Here is a 22,611-nt window from a genome sequence, read left to right on the forward strand (position 1 = left end):
GACAAAGGCTTACCCTAGACACCATTGCACGTGGCTGGATGCAGCAGCCCGTCGGTTTCTGCGGCCAACGCAGCCCCCGACGACCGTCCCGCTGCTTCGAACCGGACCACCTGGCCGGGCCACGTAGACGACCTCCCCGTAGTTCCGTCGCTGCCGTTTACTGCGGCGCGTCCTGCTGTTTGATATGTGTGGAATCGCGCCGATCCCGGCGTGTCTGGTGCCGTGGGGCGCCGTGGCGTTGGCCCGGTGAACCCGCTGCCGCGACTGGTCCGATGCAATCCTGATGTCCATTAGATGACTTCCGAACTCGCGCTCGACGCGAACCCGCCAACCCGGCCGCCCGCCCCCCAGCAGCAGGAAATGCCGCTGGCCGTGGTGCATGGGCAACCGGTCCTGCAGATTCCGCAGGACCTGTACATCCCGCCGGACGCGCTGGAAGTCATCCTGGATGCCTTCGAAGGCCCGCTGGACCTGCTGTTGTACCTGATCCGCCGCCAGAACCTGGACGTACTGGACATTCCCGTGGCCGAGATCACCCGGCAGTACGTGGAATACATCACCGTGATGCGCGAGCTGCGCTTCGAGCTGGCCGCCGAGTACCTGGTCATGGCCGCGATCCTGGCCGAGGTGAAGTCGCGCATGCTGCTGCCGCGCCCGGTCAGCGAGGAAGGCGATGAGGCCGACCCGCGCGCCGAACTGGTGCGCCGCCTGCAGGAGTACGAACGCTTCAAGCAGGCCGCCGAGGACATCGACGCCCTGCCCCGCCAGGACCGCGACACCACGGTGGCACACGCCTTCATGCCCGAACGTGCTGCGGTGAAGCTGCCGCCGCCGGTGGACCTGAAGGAAATGCTGCTGGCCCTGCACGACGTGCTCAAGCGCGCCGAGCTGTTCAGTGGCCACGCCATCAAGCGCGAGGCGCTGAGCGTGCGGCAACGCATGGGCGAAGTGCTGGGCCGGCTTGAAGATGGCAAGTTCTACCGTTTTGAAGGGCTGTTCACTGCAGAAGAAGGCAAGCTGGGCGTGCTGGTCACGTTCCTGGCGGTGCTGGAACTGGCCAAGGAACAGCTGCTGGACATCGTCCAGGAAGAGCCGCTGGCGCCGATCTACGTGAAGTCCCTGGCCGCCGGCAACACCAATGCCCCGCTGCAGTTCAGCAGCGAGTTCGACGACAACGACGCCGCCAACGAGAACGAGTGAGCGCTGACTGCCGATGGACCAAACGCTGATCAACCGCATTGTCGAGGGTGCCCTGCTGGCCTCCAGCCAGCCGCTCACCCTGGCCCAGCTGAAAGACCTGTTCCCGGAAGAGGAGCCGGCACCGCCGGGCAGCATCGAACGTGCGCTTGAGCGCCTGCGCGAAGCCTGCGAAGGCCGTGGCGTGGAACTGGTCGAGGTCGCCTCCGGCTTCCGCTACCAGGTGACCGGCGAAGTGCATGGCTGGATCAGCCGGCTGTGGACCGAACGCAAGACCCGCTATACCCGTGCCACCCTGGAAACCCTGGCGCTGATCGCCTACCGGCAGCCGATCACCCGTGGCGAGATCGAGCAGGTGCGCGGCGTGGCGGTCAGCAGCAACATCATCCAGGCGCTGGAGGAACGCGAGTGGATCCGCGTGGTCGGCCACCGCGACGTGCCCGGCAAGCCTGCCCTGTTCGGCACCACCAAGGGCTTCCTGGACTACTTCGGCCTGAAGCGCCTGGACGAGTTGCCGCCGCTGTCGGAACTGAAGGACCTGGGCGAGCTGGAACCCCAGCTGGCCCTGGACCGCGACGCACCGGCCGCCGCCAGTGCCGAGGGTCCGGACATTTCAGCTGGCGCCGATGGCGCTGCTGCCAACGATGACGCCGGCCTGGCCGGCAGCGACACCCCCGATTCCGCCGACGCAGCGTCTGCGTCGGCTTCCGATGAGCAAGCACCTTCGCCCCTTGATGATGGGCACCCCGATTCCGCGCCGGGCGAGCGCGCGGTGCCCCTGAACGAACGCGAAGACAACGCCGTCGCGATGACGACCGTGGCTGTTGACCAAGCCGATTCCGAACCAGAGGCCGACCCCGAAACCGTCGGCCGGAGCAAAACTGATGAGTGACACCCCCCGTAACAAGCTCTCGCTCAAGCGCGAAGCCACCTCCGAACAGTTCAAGCTGGAAGAGCGCCTGCACAAGGTGCTGGCCCAGGCCGGCCTGGGTTCGCGCCGCGCGCTGGAACAGCGCATCGCCGAAGGCCTGGTCAAGGTCAACGGTGAAGTCGCGCAGACCGGCATGTCGGTCAAGAGCGGCGACAAGATCGAGCTGGATGGCCGCGGCTTCGTCGCCACCGCCCTGGCCGAACCGTCGCGCGTGCTGGTCTACAACAAGCCGGAAGGCGAAGTGACCACCCGCGAAGACCCCGAAGGCCGCCCGACCGTGTTCGAATCGCTGCCGCCGCTGAAGGGCGCGCGCTGGATCGCCATCGGCCGCCTGGACATCAACACCACCGGCCTGCTGCTGGCCACCACCGACGGTGAACTGGCCAACGCCATGATGCACCCGTCGTTCGAGGTCGAGCGCGAGTACGTGGTGCGCGTGCGCGCCCCGGAAGGCGAGGAGAAGGTCTCCGACGCCATCGTCGACCGCCTCGCACGCGGCGTGGCACTGGAAGACGGCCCGGCCAAGTTCGACGAGATCGAACGCATCGGCGGCACCGACTCGCACGACTGGTTCCGCGTCGTGGTGAAGGAAGGCCGCAACCGCGAAGTGCGCCGCCTGTGGGAGTCGCAGGGCTGCCAGGTCAGCCGCCTGAAGCGCACCCGCTACGGCAAGGTGAGCCTGCCGCGCGAACTGGCCCGTGGCCATTCGGTGGAACTGGGCACCGCCCAGGTTGAAGCCCTGCGTGCGCAGCTGAAGCTGGAAGAAGGCGCGCCGTCGGCTCTGACCCTGCAGCCGGTGATCGGCCAGCGCCGCGCCGCCAAGACCACCGTGCGCGTGCGCGAAGGTGGCCGTGGCAATGCCTACGTCAACGGCCATAACACCGCAGACGAAGGCCGCGAGCTGCGTCGCTTCGACAACGTCCGCGAAGACCGCGGCCGTGGCCGCGGCGGCAAGGGCGGCGGTTTCAAGGGTGGCCTGACGGTCAGCGGTGAAGCAGCAGCCAAGCAGTCGCAGAAGCCGTTCAAGCAGCGCACCCAGAAGAATGACCGTTCGCTGCCGGAAGGCAACCCGGCCGCGTTCCGCACCTGGTACGTGCCGGATGGCGTGAGCACGGGCCCGAGCGGCCATCGCAATGCCGGTCCGGGCGCGCGCGGCCCGGGTGCCCGTGGTCCGGGCGCAGGCGGCCAGGGCCGTCCGTACGGCAAGCCGAAGGGTCCGGGCGCCGGTGGCGGACAGGGCCGTGGCGGTTTCGGCGGTGAAGGCCGTGGCGGCGCAGGCGGCCAGGGTCGTCCGGCCGGTGCCGGCAACCGCTCGCAGGGCCAGGGCAACAAGCACCCGTATGGTCATCCGGGCAATGCCCCGAGCTTCCCGTCCGACCACGCCACGCCGGGCTTCAACCCGTATGGCAGCCCGAAGCCGGCGCAGGGCGCCCGTCCGGGCGGTCGCGGGCCGGGTGGTGGCAACCGTGGTCCGGGCGGCAATCGCGGCCCCGGCGGTCCGGGTGGCAACCGTGGCCCGGGTGGCCCCGGCGGCAACCGCGGTCCGGGCGGCCCGCGCCGCAGCGGCCCGCGCGGCGGCTGATCACCGGCACGCCTGAAATGAAAAACCCCGGCGCAGGCCGGGGTTTTTCGTTGAAAAGGGGACGGAGGGGATTAAGTCGTTTTTGCCACGGCCTGTATCAAAGGGGCGAAAGCGACTTAATCCCCTCCGTCCCCTTTTGCGTGGCGCTGGAACGCGGCGGGTGTGGTGCCGGTCATGCCGCGGAAGAAGGCGATGAACGGGCTCTCGGCGGAGAAGCCGGTGTCCTGCGCCACGTGCGCCACGCGTTGGCCAAGCAGCAGCAACTCCATGGCCCGCATCAGTCGCCATTGCTGGCGCCAGGCCTGGTAGCTCATGCCGGTATCACGCTGCATCAACCGGCCGACGGTACGCGCGCTCAGGCCCGTGCGCGCGGCCAGCTCCCCCAGTTCGGGCGGCAGCTGCTCGGCCACCGGGAGGCACCGTGCGATCCGCGGATCACGAGGCAGAGGCAGGTCCATCGGTGCCACCGGTGCAGCAGCGATCTCCAGCACGCACAACGCCAGTTGATGGCGTGCGCGCGGCGACTGCCAGTCATGGTCGAACGGCGCCTGCGCGATCGGCTCCAGCAAGGCCTGCAGCAGCGGCCCCACGCCGATGATCGCCGGCTGCCGGGGCAGTTGGGCCGACAGCGTGGCGTCGAAGTACAACGAACGGTAGTCGACCGCCTGGCGCATCTGCGCGCGATGGCGCAGCCCACCCGGAATCCACGCGGCGCGCGCGGGCGGCAGCAGGCTGATGCGATCACCGTAGGTCAGGCGCGTGCAGCCCTGCCGGGTGTACAGCAGCTGCGCGCGTGCATGCTGGTGCCAACCCGAGTCGTGATCCGCCAGTGAGGCTGCAATCCCCAGCACCGGAGCGCTCCAGGCATCGGCGTCGAAGTGCGCGTGCGGCTGCAACCAGGCCATGTCTGATTTCATACATTCGATGACAAGATAGACAGAGTGCGCCATTGCGGACGCGACCACAATGCGGGGCCCTGTTCCTGGAGCGCCCGCATGTCGCGCCGCCTGTTGTTGCTCACCATTGCACTGCTGATGTTCCCGCAGTTGGCACAGACCCTGTACAGCCCGGCCCTGGCCGATCTGGCCGAACGCTTCGCCCTGCCGCCGAGTGCCGCCAGCCAGGCCATGAGCCTGTACCTGTTCGGCTTCGCTGCAGGCGTGCTGCTGTGGGGGCGCCTGGCCGATCGTATCGGTCGTCGCCCTGCCCTGCTATGCGGCCTGGCCGTGTTCGCACTGGCCGCCTGCGGCGGCCTGCTGGCCAGCACCTTCGGCCAGGTCCTGCTGGCACAGGCACTGGCCGCGCTGGGTGCGGCGGCGGCCTCGGTGGTAACCCAGACCGTACTACGCGACCACCTGCAGGGACCCGCGTTGGCGCAGGCATTCTCCTGGATCGGCATGGCCCTGGCCCTGAGCCCGGCCATCGGCCTTGCACTGGGCACGCTGCTGGTCGCCGCCCATGGCTATGTCGGCGTACAGTCCGGCCTGCTGCTGATCGCTGCCCTGCTGGCAGTCGCATGCCTGGCGGGCCTGCGCGAAAGCCGCCCTGCACAGATCCCGCACGCGCCCATGCTGCCGCTGCTGCGGGAACTGCTGCGCGATCGCTGGATCTGGTCACACGCGTTGCTGGTGATGGCCTTCAACGTGGCGATGTACAGCTGGTATGTGCTCGGCCCCTTCGTGTTTGCGCGCCTGCACTGGCCAGCCACCTGGTTCGGCGCCAGCGGCGCGGTGCTGGCACTGGGCTCGGCACTGGGCGCGTGGGGCAATGGCCGCCTGCTGCGTGCAGGCGTTGCCGCAACCACGCGTATCCGCATCGCCGCAGTACTGGTTCTGACGGGAGGCCTGCTGGCCGCGCTGCTGCATGATCACCCTGCCCTGATCGCGGCGATGGTGCCGGTGGTGACGGGCTTCGGCCTTGCCATTCCCAATGTGCTCGGCCAGGCCCTGCGCGGCTATCCACACTGTCTCGGCAGCGCAGGCGCGCTGTTCGGCCTGCTCTACTACCTGTTGATCGGTGCGGCAATGGCGCTGGTCGGTGCAGTGCAGATGCTGGCACCGACCGTTATCGCGTGTGGCCTGCTGGCCTTGTGGCTGCAACGGCGGCGTCCCGCTGCAGCCTAGGAATTGCTGCAAAAGCAGCGCACTGTGCTGGCCTTCCGGGAACGGCTTTGATTCCCCGGCTATCGTGCGCGCGCTCCCACACAAGGCAGATGCCCATGATCACCATCACCGCCGAACAGGCCCGCGCCAACGTCGATGCCGCCAAGCGCCCGATCGAACTGTTCTACCGCGATCTCGACAACGCCATCCAGATCGGCTCGGAAAATGGCCGCCGCTACATCGTGTTCGGCTTCAGCCAGGTGATGGCCAGCGAGCAGCTCGTCGAAGACGTGGTCGCACAGCTGCTGAAGAATGGTTTCGGTGTCGAACGGTTGTTGAGCGATTCCGAACAGCACTACATCCGCATCAGCTGGGGAACTGCCGCGCCGTCGCGCCTCAGCGCCGGCTGAGGGTGAACGCGGTGCCGTCCACGCCCAGATCCCAGCCCTTGCCGGTACCGGACAGGGCCAGCGAGATGTCGCCCTTGGTCATCACCTGCGCGTTGCTGGACTTCACCGCACCGGCATGCGCGCCCACCGAGGCGTAAGTACCCAGCAGCTCGTTGACGCTGACTGCGCCGGTGAAGCTGCCACGTCCGTTGGTGATCTTCGACTTGCCCACGGTCAGGCCGCCGCCCTTCATCTGGATGCGCACCGGCATGCTGGCGCCATTGCTGCAGGTGACCGTGCCATTGCCGGATGCAGTCTTGTAGATCAGCGACCAGCCAGAGAGGTTGTAGCGCAGCTCACAGTCGAGGTTGCCAGCGGCGTGCGCGGCCGGGGCCAGCGATGCGGCAGACAGGGCAAGCAGCAGGGCGAAGGGCTTGTTCATGGCAGGACTTCCAGTTCGGTCGGACTGCCGGCGAATCTAGCAGCGCGCGCGTGCACGCTGGATGCAGGCGCACGCGCTGGTGCAGCAGTGTTCAGGCCGGTGCTCAGGCCTGTTCGTCCAGGTGGAAGGCATCGGCATCGAGCATCGCCGGGAAACGCGCGCGGTGTGCGGCCAGCGCCTCGGCCGAGATGGTGGTGGTGACCACCTGTTCGCGCTCGCGGATCTCCACCTGCGGCTGGCCGAGGAAATCCAGCACCGCGCTGTCGCCTGCGTAGTGCAGCCCGTTGCCATCGACACCGACGCGGTTCACCGCTGCCACGAAGCACAGGTTCTCGATCGCCCGCGCACGCAGCAGCGTCTTCCACGCATAGGCGCGTGCCGACGGCCAGTTGGCGACGAAGATCTGCAGGTCGAAATCCAGCTGCTGCGGACGCTCCACGTTGTAGCGGTTGCGGCAGAACACCGGGAAACGCAGGTCGTAGCAGACCTGCGGATTGATCCGCCAGCCCTTCCATTCCACGCTCAGGCGGTCGCGACCGGCGGCATAGCGCTCGTGCTCGCCGCCGTAACGGAACAGGTGGCGCTTGTCGTAGTACTGCAGGTCGCCATCGGGCGTGGCGAACAGCAGGCGGTTGTAGACGCCCTCGCCGTCGCGCAGCTGCACGCTGCCGATCACCGCCGCGTTCAAGGTCCTGGCCTGTTCGCGCACCCAGGCCACGGTCGGGCCGTCCATGCCTTCGGCCTGGGCAATGGCGTCGTTGGAGAAACCACTGGTGAAGGTCTCCGGCAGGATCACCAGGTCAGTGGTGCCGGCCAGCGGTGCGAGCAGCGCGCCGTAGTAGGCGCGGTTGCCGGCCGGATCGTGCCAGCGGGTGTCGCCCTGGACGAGGGAAATGCGCAGGTCCTGCATGTTCAAGCCTCGCTCAGAGCAGGCGCAGGCGTTCGATCGCCGCGTCCATCGTTGCTTCATTCTTGGCAAAGCACAGGCGCACCAGGCGCTGGCCGGCCGGCGGGTTTTCGTAGAACGGCGACAGCGGGATCGCGGTCACGCCCTTCTCGATGGTCAGCCACTTCACGAACTCATGGTCCGGCAGGTCGCTGATGGCCGAGTAGTCGACCAGCTGGAAGTAGCCGCCGGGGACCGGCAGCGCCTTCAGGCGGGTGCCGGCCAGCTGCTCGCGGAAACGGTCGCGCTTGGCCTGGTAGAACGCGCCCAGCTCCAGGTGGTGTTCGGGTTCGTCGCGGATCATCGCGGCGAAGCCGTACTGCGCCGGGCCGAAGCTGGTGAAGGTGTTGTACTGGTGCACCTTGCGGAACTCGGCGGTCAGTGCCGGCGGTGCGATCGCATAGCCGATCTTCCAGCCGGTGCAGTGATAGGCCTTGCCGAAGCTGGAGATGACGAACGCGCGCTCGCGCAGTTCCGGGTAGCGCAGCGCCGATTCATGGCGGCGGCCGTCGTAGATGATGTGTTCGTACACCTCATCGGAGATCAGGTAGATCTGCGTGCCACGCAGCAGCTCGGCCAGTGCCTGCATGTCCTGCGCCGACAGCATCGCGCCGGACGGGTTGTGCGGGGTGTTGACGATCAGCATGCGGGTGCGCGGGGTGATCGCCGCACGCACGCGGTCCCAGTCGACCGCGAAGGTCTGCGGATCCAGCGACACATGCACGGCCTTGGCACCGGCCAGGTCGATCGCCGGTTCATAGCAGTCATACGCCGGGTCGAGCACGATCACTTCCTCGCCGGCACGCACCACGGCGTGGATGGCGTTGAAGATGGCCTCGGTACCGCCACTGGTGACGGTGATCTCGCTGTCCGCATCGACCTGCGCGCCGTAGCAGTCCAGTGCCTTCTGCGCGATGGCCTGGCGCAGCGGCGCCACGCCGGTCATCGGCGGGTACTGGTTCAGCCCGGCGGCCATCGCCCTGGCGGTCTCGTCGATCAGGCGCTGCGGCGCCGAAAAGTCCGGGAAACCCTGGCCCAGGTTGACTGCGCCGTGTTCGGCGGCGAGCTGGGACATCACGGTGAAGATCGTGGTACCGACCTTGGGCAGCTTGGTGTTCGGTTGCATCGGCCTGGGCTGTGGGGGAACAGGCCTGCGAGTTTACGCAATCCGCGCGTCGGTAGTGCCGGCCGCTGGCCGGCACTCCTGGGACGATCTGCGGCGCCGGGTCGCATCTGCCGGCCAGCGGCCGGCACTACCATCGGCATTCACCGCTACAATTGCCATCGCACTCCGGCATGAAGACCCCTGCCCCTTGAACACCCCTGCATTGCTGGCCGCCAGCGGCCTGAGCTTCTCCCGCAATGACGAGCCGGTGTTCGGCCCGCTGGACTTCCATGTGGACGCCGGCGAAGCCCTGCTGGTGCAGGGCGGCAATGGCGCCGGCAAGACCACCCTGCTGCGCGTGCTGGCCGGCCTGGCCCGGCCCGGCGCCGGCCAGGTGCGGATCGACGGCAAGCCGGCGAGCAATGCCGAACGTGCACGCTACGTGGCCTACCTCAGCCATCTGCCGGCCCTGAAGCCAGACCTGGACACGCTGGAGAACCTGCACTTCCTGTGCGGCCTGCATGGACGGCGTGCGCGGCAGATGCCCGGCAACGCGCTGGCCATCGTGGGCCTGGCCGGTTATGAGGACACCCTCGTTCGGCATCTGTCCGCCGGGCAGAAGCGGCGGCTGGCACTGGCACGCATCTGGCTGTCGCCGGCGCCGCTGTGGCTGCTGGACGAGCCCTATGCCAACCTCGACCTGGAGGGCATCACCCTGGTCAACCGGATGATCTCGGCGCACCTGCGTGCCGGCGGCGCTGCGCTGGTCACCACCCATGGCGCCTATGCCGCACCGCCGGTGCGTACCCGCCAGCTCGACCTCGGCGGTGCCGCATGATCGCGCCGGGTACCGAGCCAGGCCTGTGGCAGACCGCAGGCGCCCTGCTCAAGCGCGACCTGCGCCTGCTCTGGCGCCGCCGCGGCGATGCGCTGCAACCCCTGCTGTTCGCGGTGCTGGTAGTGGTGCTGTTCGCGCTGGCCCAAGGCCGCGAACCACAGCTGCTGGCCGCCACCGCGGGCGCGGTGCTGTGGCTGGCCGTGCTGCTGGCGGGACAGCTGTCGCTGGATTCACTGTTCCGTTCCGACGCCGAAGATGGCTCGCTGGAACAGTGGCTGCTGGCGCCGGTGCCGCTGGCCTGGCTGGTGCTGGTGCGCGTGCTGCTGCACTGGGCGACCACTGCGCTGCCGCTGATCGTGGTCAGCCCGCTGTTGGCCGAAATGCTGCATCTGCCGCATGACCAGCTGCCGATGTTGCTGGCATCGTTGCTGCTGGGAACGCCGTTGCTGAGCCTGATCGGTGGCGTGGTCGCCGCACTGACCGTTGGCATCCGACGCTCTGGTATTCTCGTGGCGCTGCTGTCGCTGCCGCTGTACGTGCCGGTGCTTGTGTTCGGCGCCGGCAGCCTGGCGGCAGCCGGACGCGGGCAGGATCCGGTCGGTGCGCTGCTGATGCTGGGCGCTGGCCTGCTGCTCGCGCTGGTGCTGGCTCCGCTGGCCACTGCCGCTGCAATACGTATTTCTCTGAGTTGACCGAGCTGAGAGCCAATCCACCCCTGCTGGATAGCCGCCACGCATGAATCCGATTGTCCGCTGGTTCCACCAACTCGGTTCGCCTCCCACGTTCGACCGTTTCGCTGCCCGCTGGTCGCGGGTGTTCTACCTCGCGGCGGTGCCGGTACTGCTGGTCGGCATGTGGCAGGCGCTGCTGGTGGTGCCGCCGGAAGCCAAGCAGCTGGACAGCTTCCGCATCCTTTACATCCACGTGCCCAGTGCCTGGATGAGCCTGTTCGTATTCGCGCTGATGGCGCTGTATGCCGCCATCGCGCTGATCTGGCGGATCAAGGTCTGCGAGATCCTGGCCATGGCCTGCGCGCCGATGGGCGCCGGTTTCACCCTGATCACCCTGCTGACCGGCAGCATCTGGGGCAAGGGCACCTGGGGCACCTGGTGGGACTGGGACCCGCGCATGACCAGCGAGCTGGTGCTGCTGTTCCTGTACCTGGGCGTGATCGGCCTCTACCACGCCATCGAGGACCGCCGCAGCGCCGCACGTGCGGCGGGACTGCTGGCCATCGTCGGCGTCAGCCTGCTGCCGGTGATCCGCTATTCGGTGGACTGGTGGGGCGGCCTGCATCAGCGCCAGTCGATCAACGTGTTCGGTGAATCGGCGATCAGCAGCGCGATGATCGCGCCGCTGTGGTGGATGGTGATCGGCACCAAGTTCTGGTTCGCCGGTTCGGTGCTGGCCAAGGCGCGCGCCGACAATCTCGACCGCGAGGCCGGCAAGGCCTGGGTCGGTGGACGCGTCGGTGCCGAACGCCCGGTCCGGGAGGCCCAGCCATGACCCACCTTCCCTATGTGATCGGCGCCTACGCCGTGTTCGTGCTGGTGCTCGGCGCCGACGCCATCGGTTCGTGGCTGCGCCTGCGCGTGGCACGCCGGCTGGCACTGGCCCGCCAGCAGCGTCAGCAGACCCGCGCCGGCAGGCAGGACGCAGCTGTGCCGCTGTCGACGGAGCTGGAACGATGACCCCGGTACAGCGTCGCCGCTTGGCATGGGTGCTGCTGGCCCTGCTCGCCTCCGGCCTGGCCACTGCGCTGGTGGCGATGGCACTGGAGCGCAACATTGCCTACCTGTACACGCCTTCGGAAGTGCTGCGCGGTGATGTCGATGCGCAGTCGCGCTTCCGCTTGGGCGGCATGGTGGTGAAGGGCTCTTTCAATCGGCCGGTCGGCTCGCTGGAAGCACGTTTCGAAGTGACCGACGGCGACGCGCAGCTGGCAGTGACCACCTCGCGGATCCTGCCGGACATGTTCGCCGAAGGCACGGCGGTGGTCGCCAGCGGCCGCCTGCAGGACGGCACCTTCGTCGCCGACGAAGTGCTGGCCAAGCACGATGAGAAGTACGTGCCGAAGGAAGTGGCCGACAAGATGGGCGATGCCCACCGCAAGCACGATGTGCCGGTGACGGCCCCCGAGGTGCGCTGAGTGCTGCCCGAACTGGGTCAGATCCTGCTGATGTGCGCATTGCTGGCCTCGCTGCTGCAGGCCGGCCTGCCGCTGCTCGGCGCACATCGCAACAACACGGCATGGATGGCGGTCGCACGGCCAGCCGCGCTCGCGCAGCTGCTGCTGCTCGCCGGCGCGTTCGCGGTGCTGACCGCCGCGTTCGTGCAGCAGGATTTCTCAGTGCGCTACGTGGCCGAGAACTCCAATTCGCTGCTGCCGATGATCTACCGCTATTCGGCGGTCTGGGGCGCGCATGAAGGCTCACTGCTGATGTGGGCGCTGGTGCTGGCATTGTGGACCGGCGCGGTGGCGCTGTTCTCCCGGCACCTGCCGGCACCGGTGCAGGCGCGTGTACTGGCGGTGATGGGCGTCGTCAGCGTCGGCTTCCTCGCCTTCCTGATCTTCACTTCCAACCCGTTCCTGCGCCTGAACCCGGCGCCGCTGGAAGGACGCGATCTCAACCCACTGCTGCAGGACCCGGGGCTGATCATCCATCCACCGATGCTGTACATCGGTTACGTGGGTTTCGCCGTTCCGTTCGCATTCGCGGTGGCGGCGCTGCTGGAAGGTCGCGTGGATGCGCGCTGGCTGCGCTGGACGCGGCCGTGGACGAACGTCGCGTGGGGCTTCCTGACCCTGGGCATCGCGCTGGGCAGCTGGTGGGCCTACTACGAGCTGGGCTGGGGTGGCTGGTGGTTCTGGGACCCGGTGGAAAATGCCAGCTTCATGCCCTGGCTGGTCGGCGCGGCACTGATCCATTCGCAGGCGGTCACTGAGAAGCGCGGCACCTTCGGCAGCTGGACCCTGCTGCTGGCGATCGCCGCCTTCGCGCTGTCGCTGCTGGGCACCTTCCTGGTGCGCTCCGGTGTGCTGACCAGCGTGCATTCGTTCGCTGCCGATCCCTCGCGCGGCCTGTTCATCCTGGTGTTCCTGTCGGTGCTGGTCGGCGGCAGCCTGCTGCTGTACGCGCTGCGCGCCAGCCAGCTGAGCGTGGATGCCGACGACCCGCGCCGTGGTTTCACCGCCACCTCGCGCGAGACCCTGCTGCTGGCCAACAACCTGCTGCTGGCCACGGCCTGCGCGATGGTGCTGCTCGGCACGCTGTATCCGTTGCTGGCCGATGCGCTGTCGCTGGGCAAGATCTCGGTCGGCCCGCCCTACTTCGGCAGCCTGTTCCTGCTGCTGATGGCGCCAATGATCCTGCTGCTGCCGTTCGGCCCACTGGTGAAATGGCAGCATGACCAGCCCTCGCGCGCCTTCGCGCTGCTGGCACCGTGGCTGGGCCTGGCGCTGCTGCTGGGCGCGATGGCCTGGTGGCAGGCGCCGCAGAACGGCTGGAAGGCCGGCATCGGCGTGGCCGCTGCGGCCTGGGTCGCACTCGGTACCGCACGCTTCGTCTGGCAGCGACTGCGCGGCAACGGCCGCTTCACCGCCGAAATGCTCGGCATGATCGTTGCCCACGCCGGCATCGCCGTGTTCCTGGCCGGCGCGCTGCTGGTGGAAGCCTTGAACGTGCAGCGCGAAGTGGCGCTGGCCCCGGGTCAGCAGCTGGTGGTCGGTCGCTACGAAGTGCGCTTCGAGGGCGTGGACCATCGCGAAGGCCCCAATTTCATCGCCGACCGCGGTCACCTGCGGGTGTTCCGCGACGGCCGCGAACTGGCCCTGCTGCACCCGGAGAAGCGCCAGTACGCCAGCGGCGGCCAGGTGATGACCGAGGCCGGCATCGATGCACGCTTCGACGGCGATGTCTACGTGGCATTGGGCGAGCCGCTGGGCAACAATGCATGGGCGGTACGGGTGCACATCAAGCCGTTCGTGCGCTGGATCTGGCTGGGCGCGCTGCTGATGGCCCTGGGCGGATTCATCGCCGCCGCCGACCGCCGTTTCCGTCGTCCGTAGGAGTTTCCATGTCCGAGTCCCCCGCCCCGCGCCCCTCCCGCCCGCTGCCGCCGGTAGCCATCGTGATCGGCGTGCTGTTTTTCTTCGGCCTGCTCGGGCTGATGATCTACGGGGTTATGAAATCGGGTGATCCGCAGCGCGACGTGCTGCCATCGGCGCTGATCGACAAGCCGGCGCCAGCGTTCGCGCTGCCGGTGCTGCACGACCCGGAAATGATCGTGCACAGCGACGAACTGCGTGGCGCGCCGTACCTGTTGAACGTGTGGGGCAGCTGGTGCGCGGCCTGCCGCGAGGAACACCCGGTGCTGACCCGTTTCGCCGAGAGCAAGCGCGTGCGCGTGATCGGCTACAACTGGAAGGATGAACCGACCGATGCCCTGCATTGGCTGGAACAGCTGGGCAACCCGTTCATGGTCGTGCTCAGCGACGTGGAAGGCCGCACCGCGATCGACTGGGGCGTGACCGCCGCACCGGAAACCTTCCTTGTCGACGGCAGCGGCATCGTGCGCTGGAAGTACAGCGGTGCGATGACCCAGCGCGTGGTCGACGAGAAGCTGATCCCGGCGCTGGAGAAGATCGAGAAGGCCCAGGGCAATGCCGGCAGCACGTTGCACACGGCGCCCTGAGCCCATGCGCTGGCTGCTGGCGCTGCTGCTCCTGATGCTGCCGCTGGCCGCGCTGGCACAGCAGCCGCTGCATGATCCGCAGCCGCTGCAGTTCCGCGATGGCGCCGAAGAACGCCGCTTCCACGACCTGGCCGCGCAGCTGCGCTGCGTGCAGTGCCAGAACCAGTCGCTGGCCGATTCCAACGCGCAGATCGCGCAGGACCTGCGCCGCGAGGTGCTGCAGCTGATGCAGCAGGGCCACGACGACGCGCAGATCAAGCAGTTCCTGGTCGCGCGCTACGGTGAGTTCGTGCTCTATCAGCCACCGTTGCAGCCGGGCACCTGGCTGCTGTGGGGCGGTCCCCTGCTGATGCTCGGTGCGGGTGCTCTGGTGGTGCTGGGCATCGTCCGCCGCCGTGGCCGTACGGTTGGCGCCGCAGCGGCCGGCAAGGCCGATGAAGGAGACGGATGGTGAGCCATTGGCTGCCGATGCTGGCCGGTCTGGTTGCTGCGTTGATGGCAGCGCTGGTGCTGTGGCCGCTGCGCCACTCTGGCCGCCGCGGTTTCATGGTCGGCGTATTCGCACTGGGCGTGGCCGGTGCCTGCCTGTACCTGCTGGTCGGTGATCCACGTGCCGCACAGATGCAACCGACGCCTTCGGTAGCCACCCTGCGCGATGGCGTGCAGGCCCTGCAGGATGCACTGAAGCGTGACCCACAGCGGGCCGATGGCTGGGCGCTGCTGGGCCGGTCGCAAGCCGAACTGGGCAACGCCGCGGCCGCGGCGGACGCCTTCGCACGTGCCGCCGCTCTCGCCCCCGAAGACCCCGGCGTGCTGGTGGAAGCGGCGCAGGCACGTGCGCAGGCCGATGCCGGCAAGCAGTTCGATGACACCGCGATGGCCTGGTTGCAGCAGGCGCGTGCGCTGGCGCCCGATGCCGAGCGTGCCAGCTGGCTGCTGGGTATCGCCCTGCGCCAGCGCGGAAAGAATGCCGAGGCCGCAGATGTGTGGAGCGGCCTGCTGCCACGGCTTGAGCCCGGCGCCGCGCAGGCGCTGCAGGCGCAGATCGCCATCGCCCGTGAAGCCGCCGGTCAGCCGTCCGATGCAGCCGTTGCGGCGCCACCGGCGCTGTTGCAGGTGCGCGTGCAGTTGCCCGCGTTGAAGGGCACCGAGTGGCCGGCCAGCACCCAGGTATTCGTGCTGGCCCGCGCCGTGGGTGGACCGCCGATGCCGGTGGCCGCACGCAAGCTGCCCTTGGCCGGATTCCCGGCCACGGTCGGGCTGGGTGACGCTGACAGCCCGATGCCAACCGCACCGCTGTCGGCCCATCGCGAAGTGGAAGTGCTGGCACGCATCTCGCGCACCGGCAGCGCCAACCGCAGCGAGGATGACCTGCAGAGCGTGCCGGTGAAGGTGAGCCTGCCCCACGACGGTGTTCTGGAGCTGCGCTTCCCGTAACGCGCCGCGGTAGTGCCGGCCGCTGGCCGGCAACCCCACAGCCGCATCACGATTCATGAGGTTGCCGGCCAGCGGCCGGCACTACCTGCATCGCCGATGGAAACCAGCGTGTCGCCAGCTCCACATGCGGCCCCGCTAGAATGCCTGCATGACCGAATTCATCCCGCCCGGCACCCGCTTCCACGCCCTGCCCTCGCCCTTCCCGTTCAAGCGCGGCGGCGCCCTGCACGGCGCGCGCGTGGCCTATGAGACCTGGGGAACACTGGCGGCCGACGCCAGCAACGCGATCCTGATCGTGACCGGCCTCTCGCCGGATGCACACGCGGCAGCCAACGACGCCAACCCGGCAGCGGGCTGGTGGGAAGGCATGGTCGGACCCGGCAAGGCGATCGATACCGACCGCTGGTTCGTGGTCTGCGTGAACTCGCTGGGCAGCTGCAAGGGCTCAACCGGTCCGGCCTCGCTCAACCCGGCCACCGGCCAACCGTATCGTCTCGACTTCCCCGAGCTGTCGATCGAAGACGGCGCGCGCGCCGCGATCGAAGTCGTGCGCGCGCTGGGCATCGAACAGCTGGCCTGCGTGGTCGGCAATTCGATGGGCGGCATGACCGCGCTGGCCGTGCTGATGCTGCACCCGGGCATTGCGCGCAGCCACGTCAACATTTCCGGCAGCGCGCAGGCACTGCCGTTCTCCATCGCGATCCGCTCGCTGCAGCGCGAATCGATCCGCCTTGATCCACGCTGGAATGGTGGCCACTACGACGACGACGCGTATCCCGAGTCCGGCATGCGCATGGCGCGCAAGCTGGGCGTGATCACCTACCGCTCGGCACTGGAATGGGATGGCCGCTTCGGCCGCGTGCGGCTGGATTCGGACCAGACCGACGACGATCCGTTCGGCCTCGAATTCCAGGTGGAAAGTTACCTGGAAGGCCACGCACGGCGCTTCGTGCGTTTCTTCGACCCCAACTGCTATCTGTACCTGAGCCGCTCGATGGACTGGTTCGACCTGGCCGAGTATGCCGATGGCGATGTGCTGGCCGGGCTGGCGAAGATCCGGGTGGAGAAGGCGCTGGCCATCGGCGCCAACACCGACATCCTGTTCCCGGTGCAGCAGCAGCAACAGGTCGCCGATGGCCTGCGTGCCGGCGGTGCCGATGCGCGCTTCATCGGCCTGGAATCGCCACAGGGCCATGATGCCTTCCTCGTCGATTTCGAGCGTTTCGGCCCGGCCGTGCGCGGCTTCCTCGACGCGCTGTAAGTGGCGTGGCGGCGTAACCTCGCGCTGGCCGCCTTCGGCGCGCTGACCGCCTTGATGATCAGCGGTGTGCTGCCGCTGTGGCTGGGTGGCTGGTGCCTGCTGGCCAGTGCGGTGTCGTTCGGCCTCTATGGCCATGACAAGCGCGCGGCGCAGCGAAAGCGATGGCGCATTCCCGAGCGCACCCTGCAGCTGCTGGCCTTCGCCGGAGGCTGGCCCGGCGCGCTGCTGGGCCAGGCGCTGTTCCGCCACAAGCACCGCAAGGCCGCATTCCAGTGGGTGTTCTGGCTGTGCGTGCTGGCCAACGTGGCCTCGATCGCGGTGATGCTGCGCGAGTTCTCGCGGTAACCCTCGCAATCGGTGGTGCCGGCCGCTGGCCGGCAATTCCGTGTCCGTATCAGGCGCCATGAGGTTGCCGGCCAGCGGCCGGCACTACCGGTTTACGCTTCGCGGACCAGAGTCCCGTCGCGCAACCGGTACTGCGCATCGACCACGCCTTCGGGCAGGTCGTCGTGGGTGATCATCAGCAGGCTGCGCCCGTCCAGCAATCCGGAAAGGTCCTGCAACAGCGCACGTGCGGTATCCACGTCCAGGCCTTCGGTCGGTTCGTCCAGCAGCAGGATCGGCGCATTGCGCAGCAGCGCACGCGCCAGTGCCAACCGCCGCGCCTGGCCGGCCGACATCGTCGCGCCGTTCTCGCCCACCCAGGCCTGCAGGCCGCCGTTGCGCTCGGCCCATTCGCCCAGGCGCACGCGGCGCAGCACCGCCCACAAGGCGGCGTCGCTGGCATCGGGATCACCCAACCGCAGGTTCTCGGCCACGCTGCCGGCAAACACCGGCGCGTTCTGCGGCAGCCACGCCAGTTGCCGGTGCCAGTCGGTCTGGGCGAAATCACGCAGGTCGCGGCCACCGTAGGTCAGCCGTCCCTGCTGCGGATCCCACAACCGCAGCAGCAGGCTCGACAGCGTGGTCTTGCCGCTGCCGCTGTCTCCACGGATGGCGATGCGTTCGCCTGGCGCCAGGGTCAGCTGCAGGCCGGACAACACCGGCCGCGCGCCGCTTGGCCACTGGAAATGCACGTCATCCCAATGCACGCGCGCAGCCGGCGGCACCACCTGTGGCGCCTGCGGATCGTCCACTGTCGGCGGTTGCTCGACGATCGCCTGCAGGCGATCGGCGGCAATGCGCCCGGACTGCAGCGACTGCCAGGCCAGGCCCATGCCGGCCCACAGCTCGATCAACGCCACGGTGAGGAACACCAAACCTGCGGCCATTTCCGGTGCGATGCGCCGCTGCTCGGCCGCGTGCAGGGCCAACGCCAGCATCGCCACCAGGCCCAGCCCGGCCACCAGGCCATGCAGGGTCGAGGCCGCGATCAGGCGCCAGCGCCGACGACGATCCCGCGAGGCCAGCTGCTTGGCAGCTACGCGTACCTTCAGCTGCCACGCTGCATCGGCATGCAGCGCGGCCAGGTCACCCGCACCTTCCAACCCTTCAAAGGCCGCGGTGCGCAATGCGGCGCGATGCGCCGCGCGGTCGGCCTCTTCATCATCGTGGCCACGCACGCCCAGCCACGGCACGCCGAAGGCGATCAGCAGCGCCAGCACCGCCAGCAGCACCGCAGCCGACGGCAGGATCAGTGCCGCCGAAACGATCGCGACCAGCGACAATCCGCCCAACGCCACCAGCGGCCCGATCGCACGCACCAGCAGGCCGTCCACTTCACCGATGTCGCCGAGCAGGCGCGCCAGAAGGTCGCCGGTGCGCGTAGCCCCCAACCGTGCGGGTGCCAGCGGCAACGCGCGGCGGAAGAACCACACGCGCAGGTCGCGGGCGATGCGCAGCGTGGCGTCGTGGCCGACCAGCTTCTCGAAATAGCGCGACACGATGCGCGCCATCGTCAGCCCGCGTATGCCCGCGGACGGTGAGAAGAAGTTGAAGCCTTGGCCGAGGCCGGCCGCACCAGCCAACGCGGCGGCGGTGAGGAAGCCACCGGACAGGCCGAGCAATGCGGTGCCGGCCAGCATGGTGGTCCACAGCAGCAGCACGGTCAGCAGCAGGCGCGGCCGATGGCGCAGGAACACCGCGCGCAGCGAATCAGGCGAACGGCTCATGCGCGCACCGCCTGTGCCGGTTCGACCAGGCGCCCTTCCGGCAGCAGCAGGCAGCGGTCGGCCCAGGCGATCACCGCCGGGCTGTGGGTGGCGACCACCACACTGCGACCCCGCGCATAGGCAGCCAGGCTGCGCAGCAGTGCGGCCTCGGTATCGGCGTCGAGAAACGCAGTGGGTTCGTCCAGCAACAGGACCTGCGGGTCGCGCAGCAACAACCGGGCAAGGCCGATACGACGGGCTTCGCCGCCGGAGAGGCCGAAGCCACGTTCGCCGATCACCGTGTCCAGGCCCAGTGGCAGGCGCTGTGCGAACTGCAGCACCTGCGCGGCCTCGGCCACCGCGCGTAGCCGCGCATCGCTGGCACCGGGATCAGCCAGGCGCAGGTTGTCGGCGATGCTGCCGTGGAACAGGTACGGACGCTGGCTGGCATAAGCCACCTGCACGCCAGGCCGCAGCTGCAGCTTGCCGGCGCGCGGCGGCAGCCAGCCGGCCAGCGCTTCCAGCAGGGTGCTTTTACCGGAGCCGCTGGGACCAACCAGGGCCAGGCGCTGGCCCGGCTCCAGCCGCAGGTCCAGATCCTGCAGCACATCCTGCGGCGCGCCCAGCGGACGCAGCACCAGCCCTTGTGCCTGCAGCGGCGGCAACGCGGCCTCGGCCGGCTCCACCGCCAGCGGTGCAACCTCGTTCTCGATCAGGCCCTGCTCATCGGGCAGCGACTGCAGCAGGCGCTCCACTTCGGCGGCGGCGGCCAGTGCATTGGCGCGATCATGGTAGTGCGCGGCCAGCCGTCGCAGCGGCGCATAGAATTCCGGTGCCAGCAGCAGGCAGAACAGCCCCGCACCCAGCGTCGGCACCGCTGCATGCAGCGACATCATGCCCAGATAGCTCAGGCCCAGGTACAGCGCCACCATCGCCACGCTCACCGAGGCGAAGAATTCCAGCACCGTGGACGACAGGAAGGCAATCCGCAGCACCTTCAGCGTGCGCACGCGCACGCCTTCCGCGGCGGCCTCGATACCCTCCAGCTCGGCGTCACTGCGGCCATACAGGCGTAGCAGGCCCAGGCCCTTGATCCGGTCGGCGAAATGGCCGCTCATGCGTGCCAGCTCACCCAGCTGCGCACGGCCGGCCGCTTCGGCGCCCCAGCCCACCAGCATCATGAAAAATGGCACCAGCGGCGCAGTGAACAGCAGGATCAGCGCCACCACCCAGTCGACCCAGGCGACAGCGGCCAGGATCAGCAGCGGCACCACCACCACTTCAGTGCGCACCGGCAGGAAGCCGCTGTAATAGCTCTCGATCGCATCACCGTGATGCAGCATCAGTTCGCCCAGTTCGCCGGTGCGGCGCTGCCGCAGCCACAGTGGGCCGTGGCCCAGCAGGCGTGCGAACACGCGTTCGCGCAATGCCAGGCGTGCGGCGTCGGCCACGTCACCGGCGGCGGCCTGGGTGGCGCTGCCCAGCAGGGTGCGCAGCACCAGGATCACCGCCAATCCCGCCAGCACCGGCAGGCCAGAGGCCAGCGGCACGCGCTCCACCAGCACCTGCTGCACCAGCCAGGCGATGGCGGCAGCCTGGCCGATCAACAGTGCGCCGGACAGGCTGATGCAAAGCGCGGCCAGGCGCTGGCGGCCCCGGGCGGAGCGTGCCAGGTCGGCCAGCCAGGCCGTGCGCACACGCCGCTGGCGGGCGGTTTCAGCTTCCGGGGACAGGCCGTCAGGGGTCGTTTCGGCAGCGCTCAAGAGGTCTTCACGGGCAACGGGGGAGACACGGCATTGTAGGCGCAGGCAATAGCCCGCCCCTGCGGCCGGCGGTCGCAGTCTTCATCAGGTTGGCATACGATCAACCGGGGCACCTGTTCATACATTGATCTGGATCAAGGCTGTTTGAAGTAGTCGGTCACATCATTCACGTCGTAGACCACCCTTCCCGCCACCTGCAACGGCACTATCCAACGAGGTAGCCAGGCCATGATTGATCAGACAGTCGTAGAACTGTCGCGGCTGCAATTCGCGCTGACCGCGATGTACCACTTCCTATTCGTACCGCTCACCCTCGGCCTGTCCTTCATGGTGGCCATCATGGAGAGCGTGTATGTGATGACCGGCAAGGAGATCTGGCGCAGGATGACCCTGTTCTGGGGCGTCCTGTTCGGCATCAACTTCGCCATGGGCGTTGCCACCGGCATCGTCATGGAATTCCAGTTCGGCATGAACTGGTCCTACTACAGCCACTACGTGGGTGACATCTTCGGTGCGCCACTGGCCATCGAAGGCCTGATGGCGTTCTTCCTGGAAGCGACCTTCGTCGGCCTGTTCTTCTTCGGCTGGAACCGCCTGAGCAAGGTCAAGCACCTGATGGTGACCTGGCTGATGGCGCTGGGGACCAACCTGTCGGCGATCTGGATCCTGGTGGCCAATGGCTGGATGCAGAACCCGACCGGTGCGGTGTTCAACCCGGAAACCATGCGCATGGAAGTGGTCGACTTCATGGCGGTGGTGTTCAACCCGGTGGCGCAGGCCAAGTTCGTGCACACCGTCAGCGCTGGCTACGTGACCGGTGCGGTGTTCGTGATGGCGATCAGCGCGCTGTTCCTGCTGCGCAACAAGCACAAGGACCTGGCCCGTCGTTCGTTTGCGGTGGCCGCGGCGTTCGGCCTGCTGTCATCGCTGTCGGTGGTCGTGCTGGGTGACGAGAGCGGTTACGCCGCCAGCGAACACCAGAAGATGAAGCTGGCCGCGATCGAAGCGATGTGGGAGACCGAGCGTGCGCCGGCCGACTTCACCGCCTTCGGCATCCCCAACCAGGCGACCCACCAGAACGACTACGCGGTGAAGATCCCCTACCTGATGGGCCTGATCGCCACCCGCTCGTTGAACCAGCCGATTCCCGGCATCCTGGAACTGGTCGAGCGCGCCGAACACCGCGTGCGTGGCGGCCAGCTGGCCTACGGTGCATTGGAACGCCTGCGCGCCAACAAGAACGACGTTGAAGCGCGCGAGATGTTCGACCGTCACTGGCAGGACCTGGGCCACGGCCTGCTGCTCAAGCGCTATCGTGATGACATCCTCAACGCCACCCCGCAGGAAATCTCGCAGGCGGCGATGGACACGGTGCCGCGCGTGATGCCGTTGTTCTGGACCTTCCGCGTGATGGCCGGCCTCGGCTTCTACCTCATCGCTTTCTTCGCCCTGGCCTTCTACTACTCCTGCCGCAACAATTTCCAGGACAAGCGCTGGTTCCTCAAGCTGGCCCTGTGGACGCTGCCGGCACCGTGGATCGCGATCGAGTGCGGCTGGTTCGTGGCCGAGTATGGTCGCCAGCCGTGGGCGGTCGATGGCGTGCTGCCGACCTTCTATGCAGCATCGGGGCTGGCCCTGCATGAAATCGTGCTGACCCTGGCCGGCTTCACTGCCATCTACACCGCGCTGATCGTGGTCGAGATCAAGCTGATGCTCAAGGCGATCCGCAAGGGTCCGGACGAGGTGCTGCCGTCACTGCAGTCGCCCCAGCCGCATGCTTCCCACAATGCCTCGGCGCCGGCCGCCGGCCAGGCCTGAGGCAGGAGAACCAAG

Annotated in this window: 23 protein-coding genes; 17 read left to right on the plus strand and 6 right to left on the minus strand. The window is 68.1% G+C overall.

Annotated elements, in window-relative coordinates; translation table 11 throughout:
- The first annotated feature begins 294 nt into the window (after positions 1-294).
- Genes Q9Q79_RS13650 through Q9Q79_RS13660 form a run of 3 tightly spaced genes read left to right on the plus strand, consistent with a single transcriptional unit; the run spans position 295 to position 3,710 of the window.
- A complete protein-coding gene (locus Q9Q79_RS13650) occupies positions 295-1,200 on the plus strand; it encodes a ScpA family protein (protein ID WP_005410330.1) in 906 nt (301 codons plus the stop codon).
- Between the two features lie 13 nt (positions 1,201-1,213).
- Positions 1,214-2,089: an SMC-Scp complex subunit ScpB gene (scpB, locus tag Q9Q79_RS13655; RefSeq protein ID WP_005410331.1), complete on the plus strand. Its 876-nt coding sequence runs from the start codon at positions 1,214-1,216 to the stop codon at positions 2,087-2,089.
- Positions 2,082-3,710, plus strand: coding sequence for a pseudouridine synthase (locus Q9Q79_RS13660; RefSeq protein WP_005413982.1), 1,629 nt, complete (start codon positions 2,082-2,084; stop codon positions 3,708-3,710). Before scpB ends, Q9Q79_RS13660 begins: the two co-directional genes overlap by 8 nt.
- A 116-nt stretch (positions 3,711-3,826) precedes the next feature.
- Here Q9Q79_RS13660 and Q9Q79_RS13665 read toward each other — a convergent pair whose 3' ends face one another.
- A complete protein-coding gene (locus Q9Q79_RS13665; RefSeq protein ID WP_012480810.1) occupies positions 3,827-4,615 on the minus strand; it encodes a helix-turn-helix transcriptional regulator in 789 nt (262 codons plus the stop codon).
- A gap of 90 nt (positions 4,616-4,705) precedes the next feature.
- On the opposite strand from Q9Q79_RS13665, the gene Q9Q79_RS13670 reads away from it, so the two are divergent.
- The gene (locus tag Q9Q79_RS13670; protein WP_062607427.1) at positions 4,706-5,833 is read left to right on the plus strand and encodes an MFS transporter; all 1,128 of its coding nucleotides are present in this window, start codon (positions 4,706-4,708) and stop codon (positions 5,831-5,833) included.
- 95 nt (positions 5,834-5,928) lie between these two features.
- Positions 5,929-6,222, plus strand: coding sequence for a hypothetical protein (locus Q9Q79_RS13675; protein ID WP_005413984.1), 294 nt, complete (start codon positions 5,929-5,931; stop codon positions 6,220-6,222).
- Here Q9Q79_RS13675 and Q9Q79_RS13680 read toward each other — a convergent pair.
- The 3 genes from Q9Q79_RS13680 to Q9Q79_RS13690 form a co-directional block, all read right to left on the minus strand.
- Positions 6,209-6,643, minus strand: coding sequence for a hypothetical protein (locus tag Q9Q79_RS13680; RefSeq protein ID WP_005410336.1), 435 nt, complete (start codon positions 6,641-6,643; stop codon positions 6,209-6,211). The two genes, Q9Q79_RS13675 and Q9Q79_RS13680, sit on opposite strands and share 14 nt — an antisense overlap.
- Before the next feature lie 103 nt (positions 6,644-6,746).
- Positions 6,747-7,553 (minus strand): amidohydrolase, encoded by an 807-nt coding sequence (locus Q9Q79_RS13685; RefSeq protein WP_012480813.1) that lies wholly within the window; start codon positions 7,551-7,553, stop codon positions 6,747-6,749.
- Between the two features lie 13 nt (positions 7,554-7,566).
- Positions 7,567-8,715: a pyridoxal phosphate-dependent aminotransferase gene (locus Q9Q79_RS13690; RefSeq protein WP_201863938.1), complete on the minus strand. Its 1,149-nt coding sequence runs from the start codon at positions 8,713-8,715 to the stop codon at positions 7,567-7,569.
- A 187-nt stretch (positions 8,716-8,902) separates the two neighbouring features.
- On the opposite strand from Q9Q79_RS13690, the gene ccmA reads away from it, so the two are divergent.
- From ccmA to Q9Q79_RS13745, 11 genes are all read left to right on the plus strand, one after another.
- Positions 8,903-9,532, plus strand: a complete 630-nt coding sequence (ccmA, locus tag Q9Q79_RS13695; protein ID WP_005413987.1) for a heme ABC exporter ATP-binding protein CcmA — start codon at positions 8,903-8,905, stop codon at positions 9,530-9,532.
- Complete coding sequence (gene ccmB, locus Q9Q79_RS13700) at positions 9,529-10,224, plus strand: heme exporter protein CcmB (RefSeq protein WP_005410340.1); 696 nt, start codon at positions 9,529-9,531, stop codon at positions 10,222-10,224. The genes ccmA and ccmB overlap by 4 nt, the downstream gene beginning before the upstream one ends.
- 43 nt (positions 10,225-10,267) lie before the next feature.
- Positions 10,268-11,038, plus strand: a complete 771-nt coding sequence (ccmC, locus tag Q9Q79_RS13705; protein ID WP_005410341.1) for a heme ABC transporter permease CcmC — start codon at positions 10,268-10,270, stop codon at positions 11,036-11,038.
- Positions 11,035-11,223 (plus strand): heme exporter protein CcmD, encoded by a 189-nt coding sequence (gene ccmD / locus Q9Q79_RS13710; protein ID WP_005413988.1) that lies wholly within the window; start codon positions 11,035-11,037, stop codon positions 11,221-11,223. The genes ccmC and ccmD overlap by 4 nt, the downstream gene beginning before the upstream one ends.
- Positions 11,220-11,681 (plus strand): cytochrome c maturation protein CcmE, encoded by a 462-nt coding sequence (gene ccmE / locus Q9Q79_RS13715; protein ID WP_005410343.1) that lies wholly within the window; start codon positions 11,220-11,222, stop codon positions 11,679-11,681. The genes ccmD and ccmE overlap by 4 nt, the downstream gene beginning before the upstream one ends.
- On the plus strand, positions 11,682-13,601 hold the full coding sequence (locus Q9Q79_RS13720) for a heme lyase CcmF/NrfE family subunit (protein WP_012480815.1): 1,920 nt from the start codon (positions 11,682-11,684) through the stop codon (positions 13,599-13,601).
- An 8-nt stretch (positions 13,602-13,609) separates the two neighbouring features.
- Positions 13,610-14,227, plus strand: coding sequence for a DsbE family thiol:disulfide interchange protein (locus Q9Q79_RS13725; protein WP_005410345.1), 618 nt, complete (start codon positions 13,610-13,612; stop codon positions 14,225-14,227).
- Positions 14,228-14,231: 4 nt separating this feature from the next.
- Positions 14,232-14,681 (plus strand): cytochrome c-type biogenesis protein, encoded by a 450-nt coding sequence (locus Q9Q79_RS13730; protein ID WP_005413991.1) that lies wholly within the window; start codon positions 14,232-14,234, stop codon positions 14,679-14,681.
- On the plus strand, positions 14,675-15,664 hold the full coding sequence (locus Q9Q79_RS13735) for a cytochrome C biogenesis protein (RefSeq protein WP_201863936.1): 990 nt from the start codon (positions 14,675-14,677) through the stop codon (positions 15,662-15,664). Before Q9Q79_RS13730 ends, Q9Q79_RS13735 begins: the two co-directional genes overlap by 7 nt.
- 148 nt (positions 15,665-15,812) lie before the next feature.
- Entirely contained in the window at positions 15,813-16,925 is a 1,113-nt protein-coding gene (locus Q9Q79_RS13740) for a homoserine O-acetyltransferase (RefSeq protein ID WP_201863934.1), read from the plus strand.
- Positions 16,926-17,270 (plus strand): DUF1294 domain-containing protein, encoded by a 345-nt coding sequence (locus Q9Q79_RS13745; protein ID WP_053495341.1) that lies wholly within the window; start codon positions 16,926-16,928, stop codon positions 17,268-17,270.
- A gap of 92 nt (positions 17,271-17,362) precedes the next feature.
- Here the strand turns inward: Q9Q79_RS13745 and cydC are convergent, their stop codons facing one another.
- The gene (gene cydC / locus Q9Q79_RS13750; protein WP_201863932.1) at positions 17,363-19,036 is read right to left on the minus strand and encodes a thiol reductant ABC exporter subunit CydC; all 1,674 of its coding nucleotides are present in this window, start codon (positions 19,034-19,036) and stop codon (positions 17,363-17,365) included.
- Positions 19,033-20,778 carry a thiol reductant ABC exporter subunit CydD gene (cydD, locus tag Q9Q79_RS13755; RefSeq protein ID WP_201863931.1) on the minus strand — a complete coding sequence of 582 codons (1,746 nt, stop codon included), beginning with the start codon at positions 20,776-20,778 and terminating at the stop codon, positions 19,033-19,035. The genes cydC and cydD overlap by 4 nt, the downstream gene beginning before the upstream one ends.
- 228 nt (positions 20,779-21,006) lie before the next feature.
- On the opposite strand from cydD, the gene Q9Q79_RS13760 reads away from it, so the two are divergent.
- Positions 21,007-22,596: a cytochrome ubiquinol oxidase subunit I gene (locus Q9Q79_RS13760; protein ID WP_201863929.1), complete on the plus strand. Its 1,590-nt coding sequence runs from the start codon at positions 21,007-21,009 to the stop codon at positions 22,594-22,596.
- The last annotated feature ends 15 nt before the right edge of the window (positions 22,597-22,611 follow it).

This window comes from Stenotrophomonas sp. a6, from assembly GCF_030913325.1.
GTDB classification, from domain to species: Bacteria; Pseudomonadota; Gammaproteobacteria; order Xanthomonadales; family Xanthomonadaceae; genus Stenotrophomonas; species Stenotrophomonas maltophilia.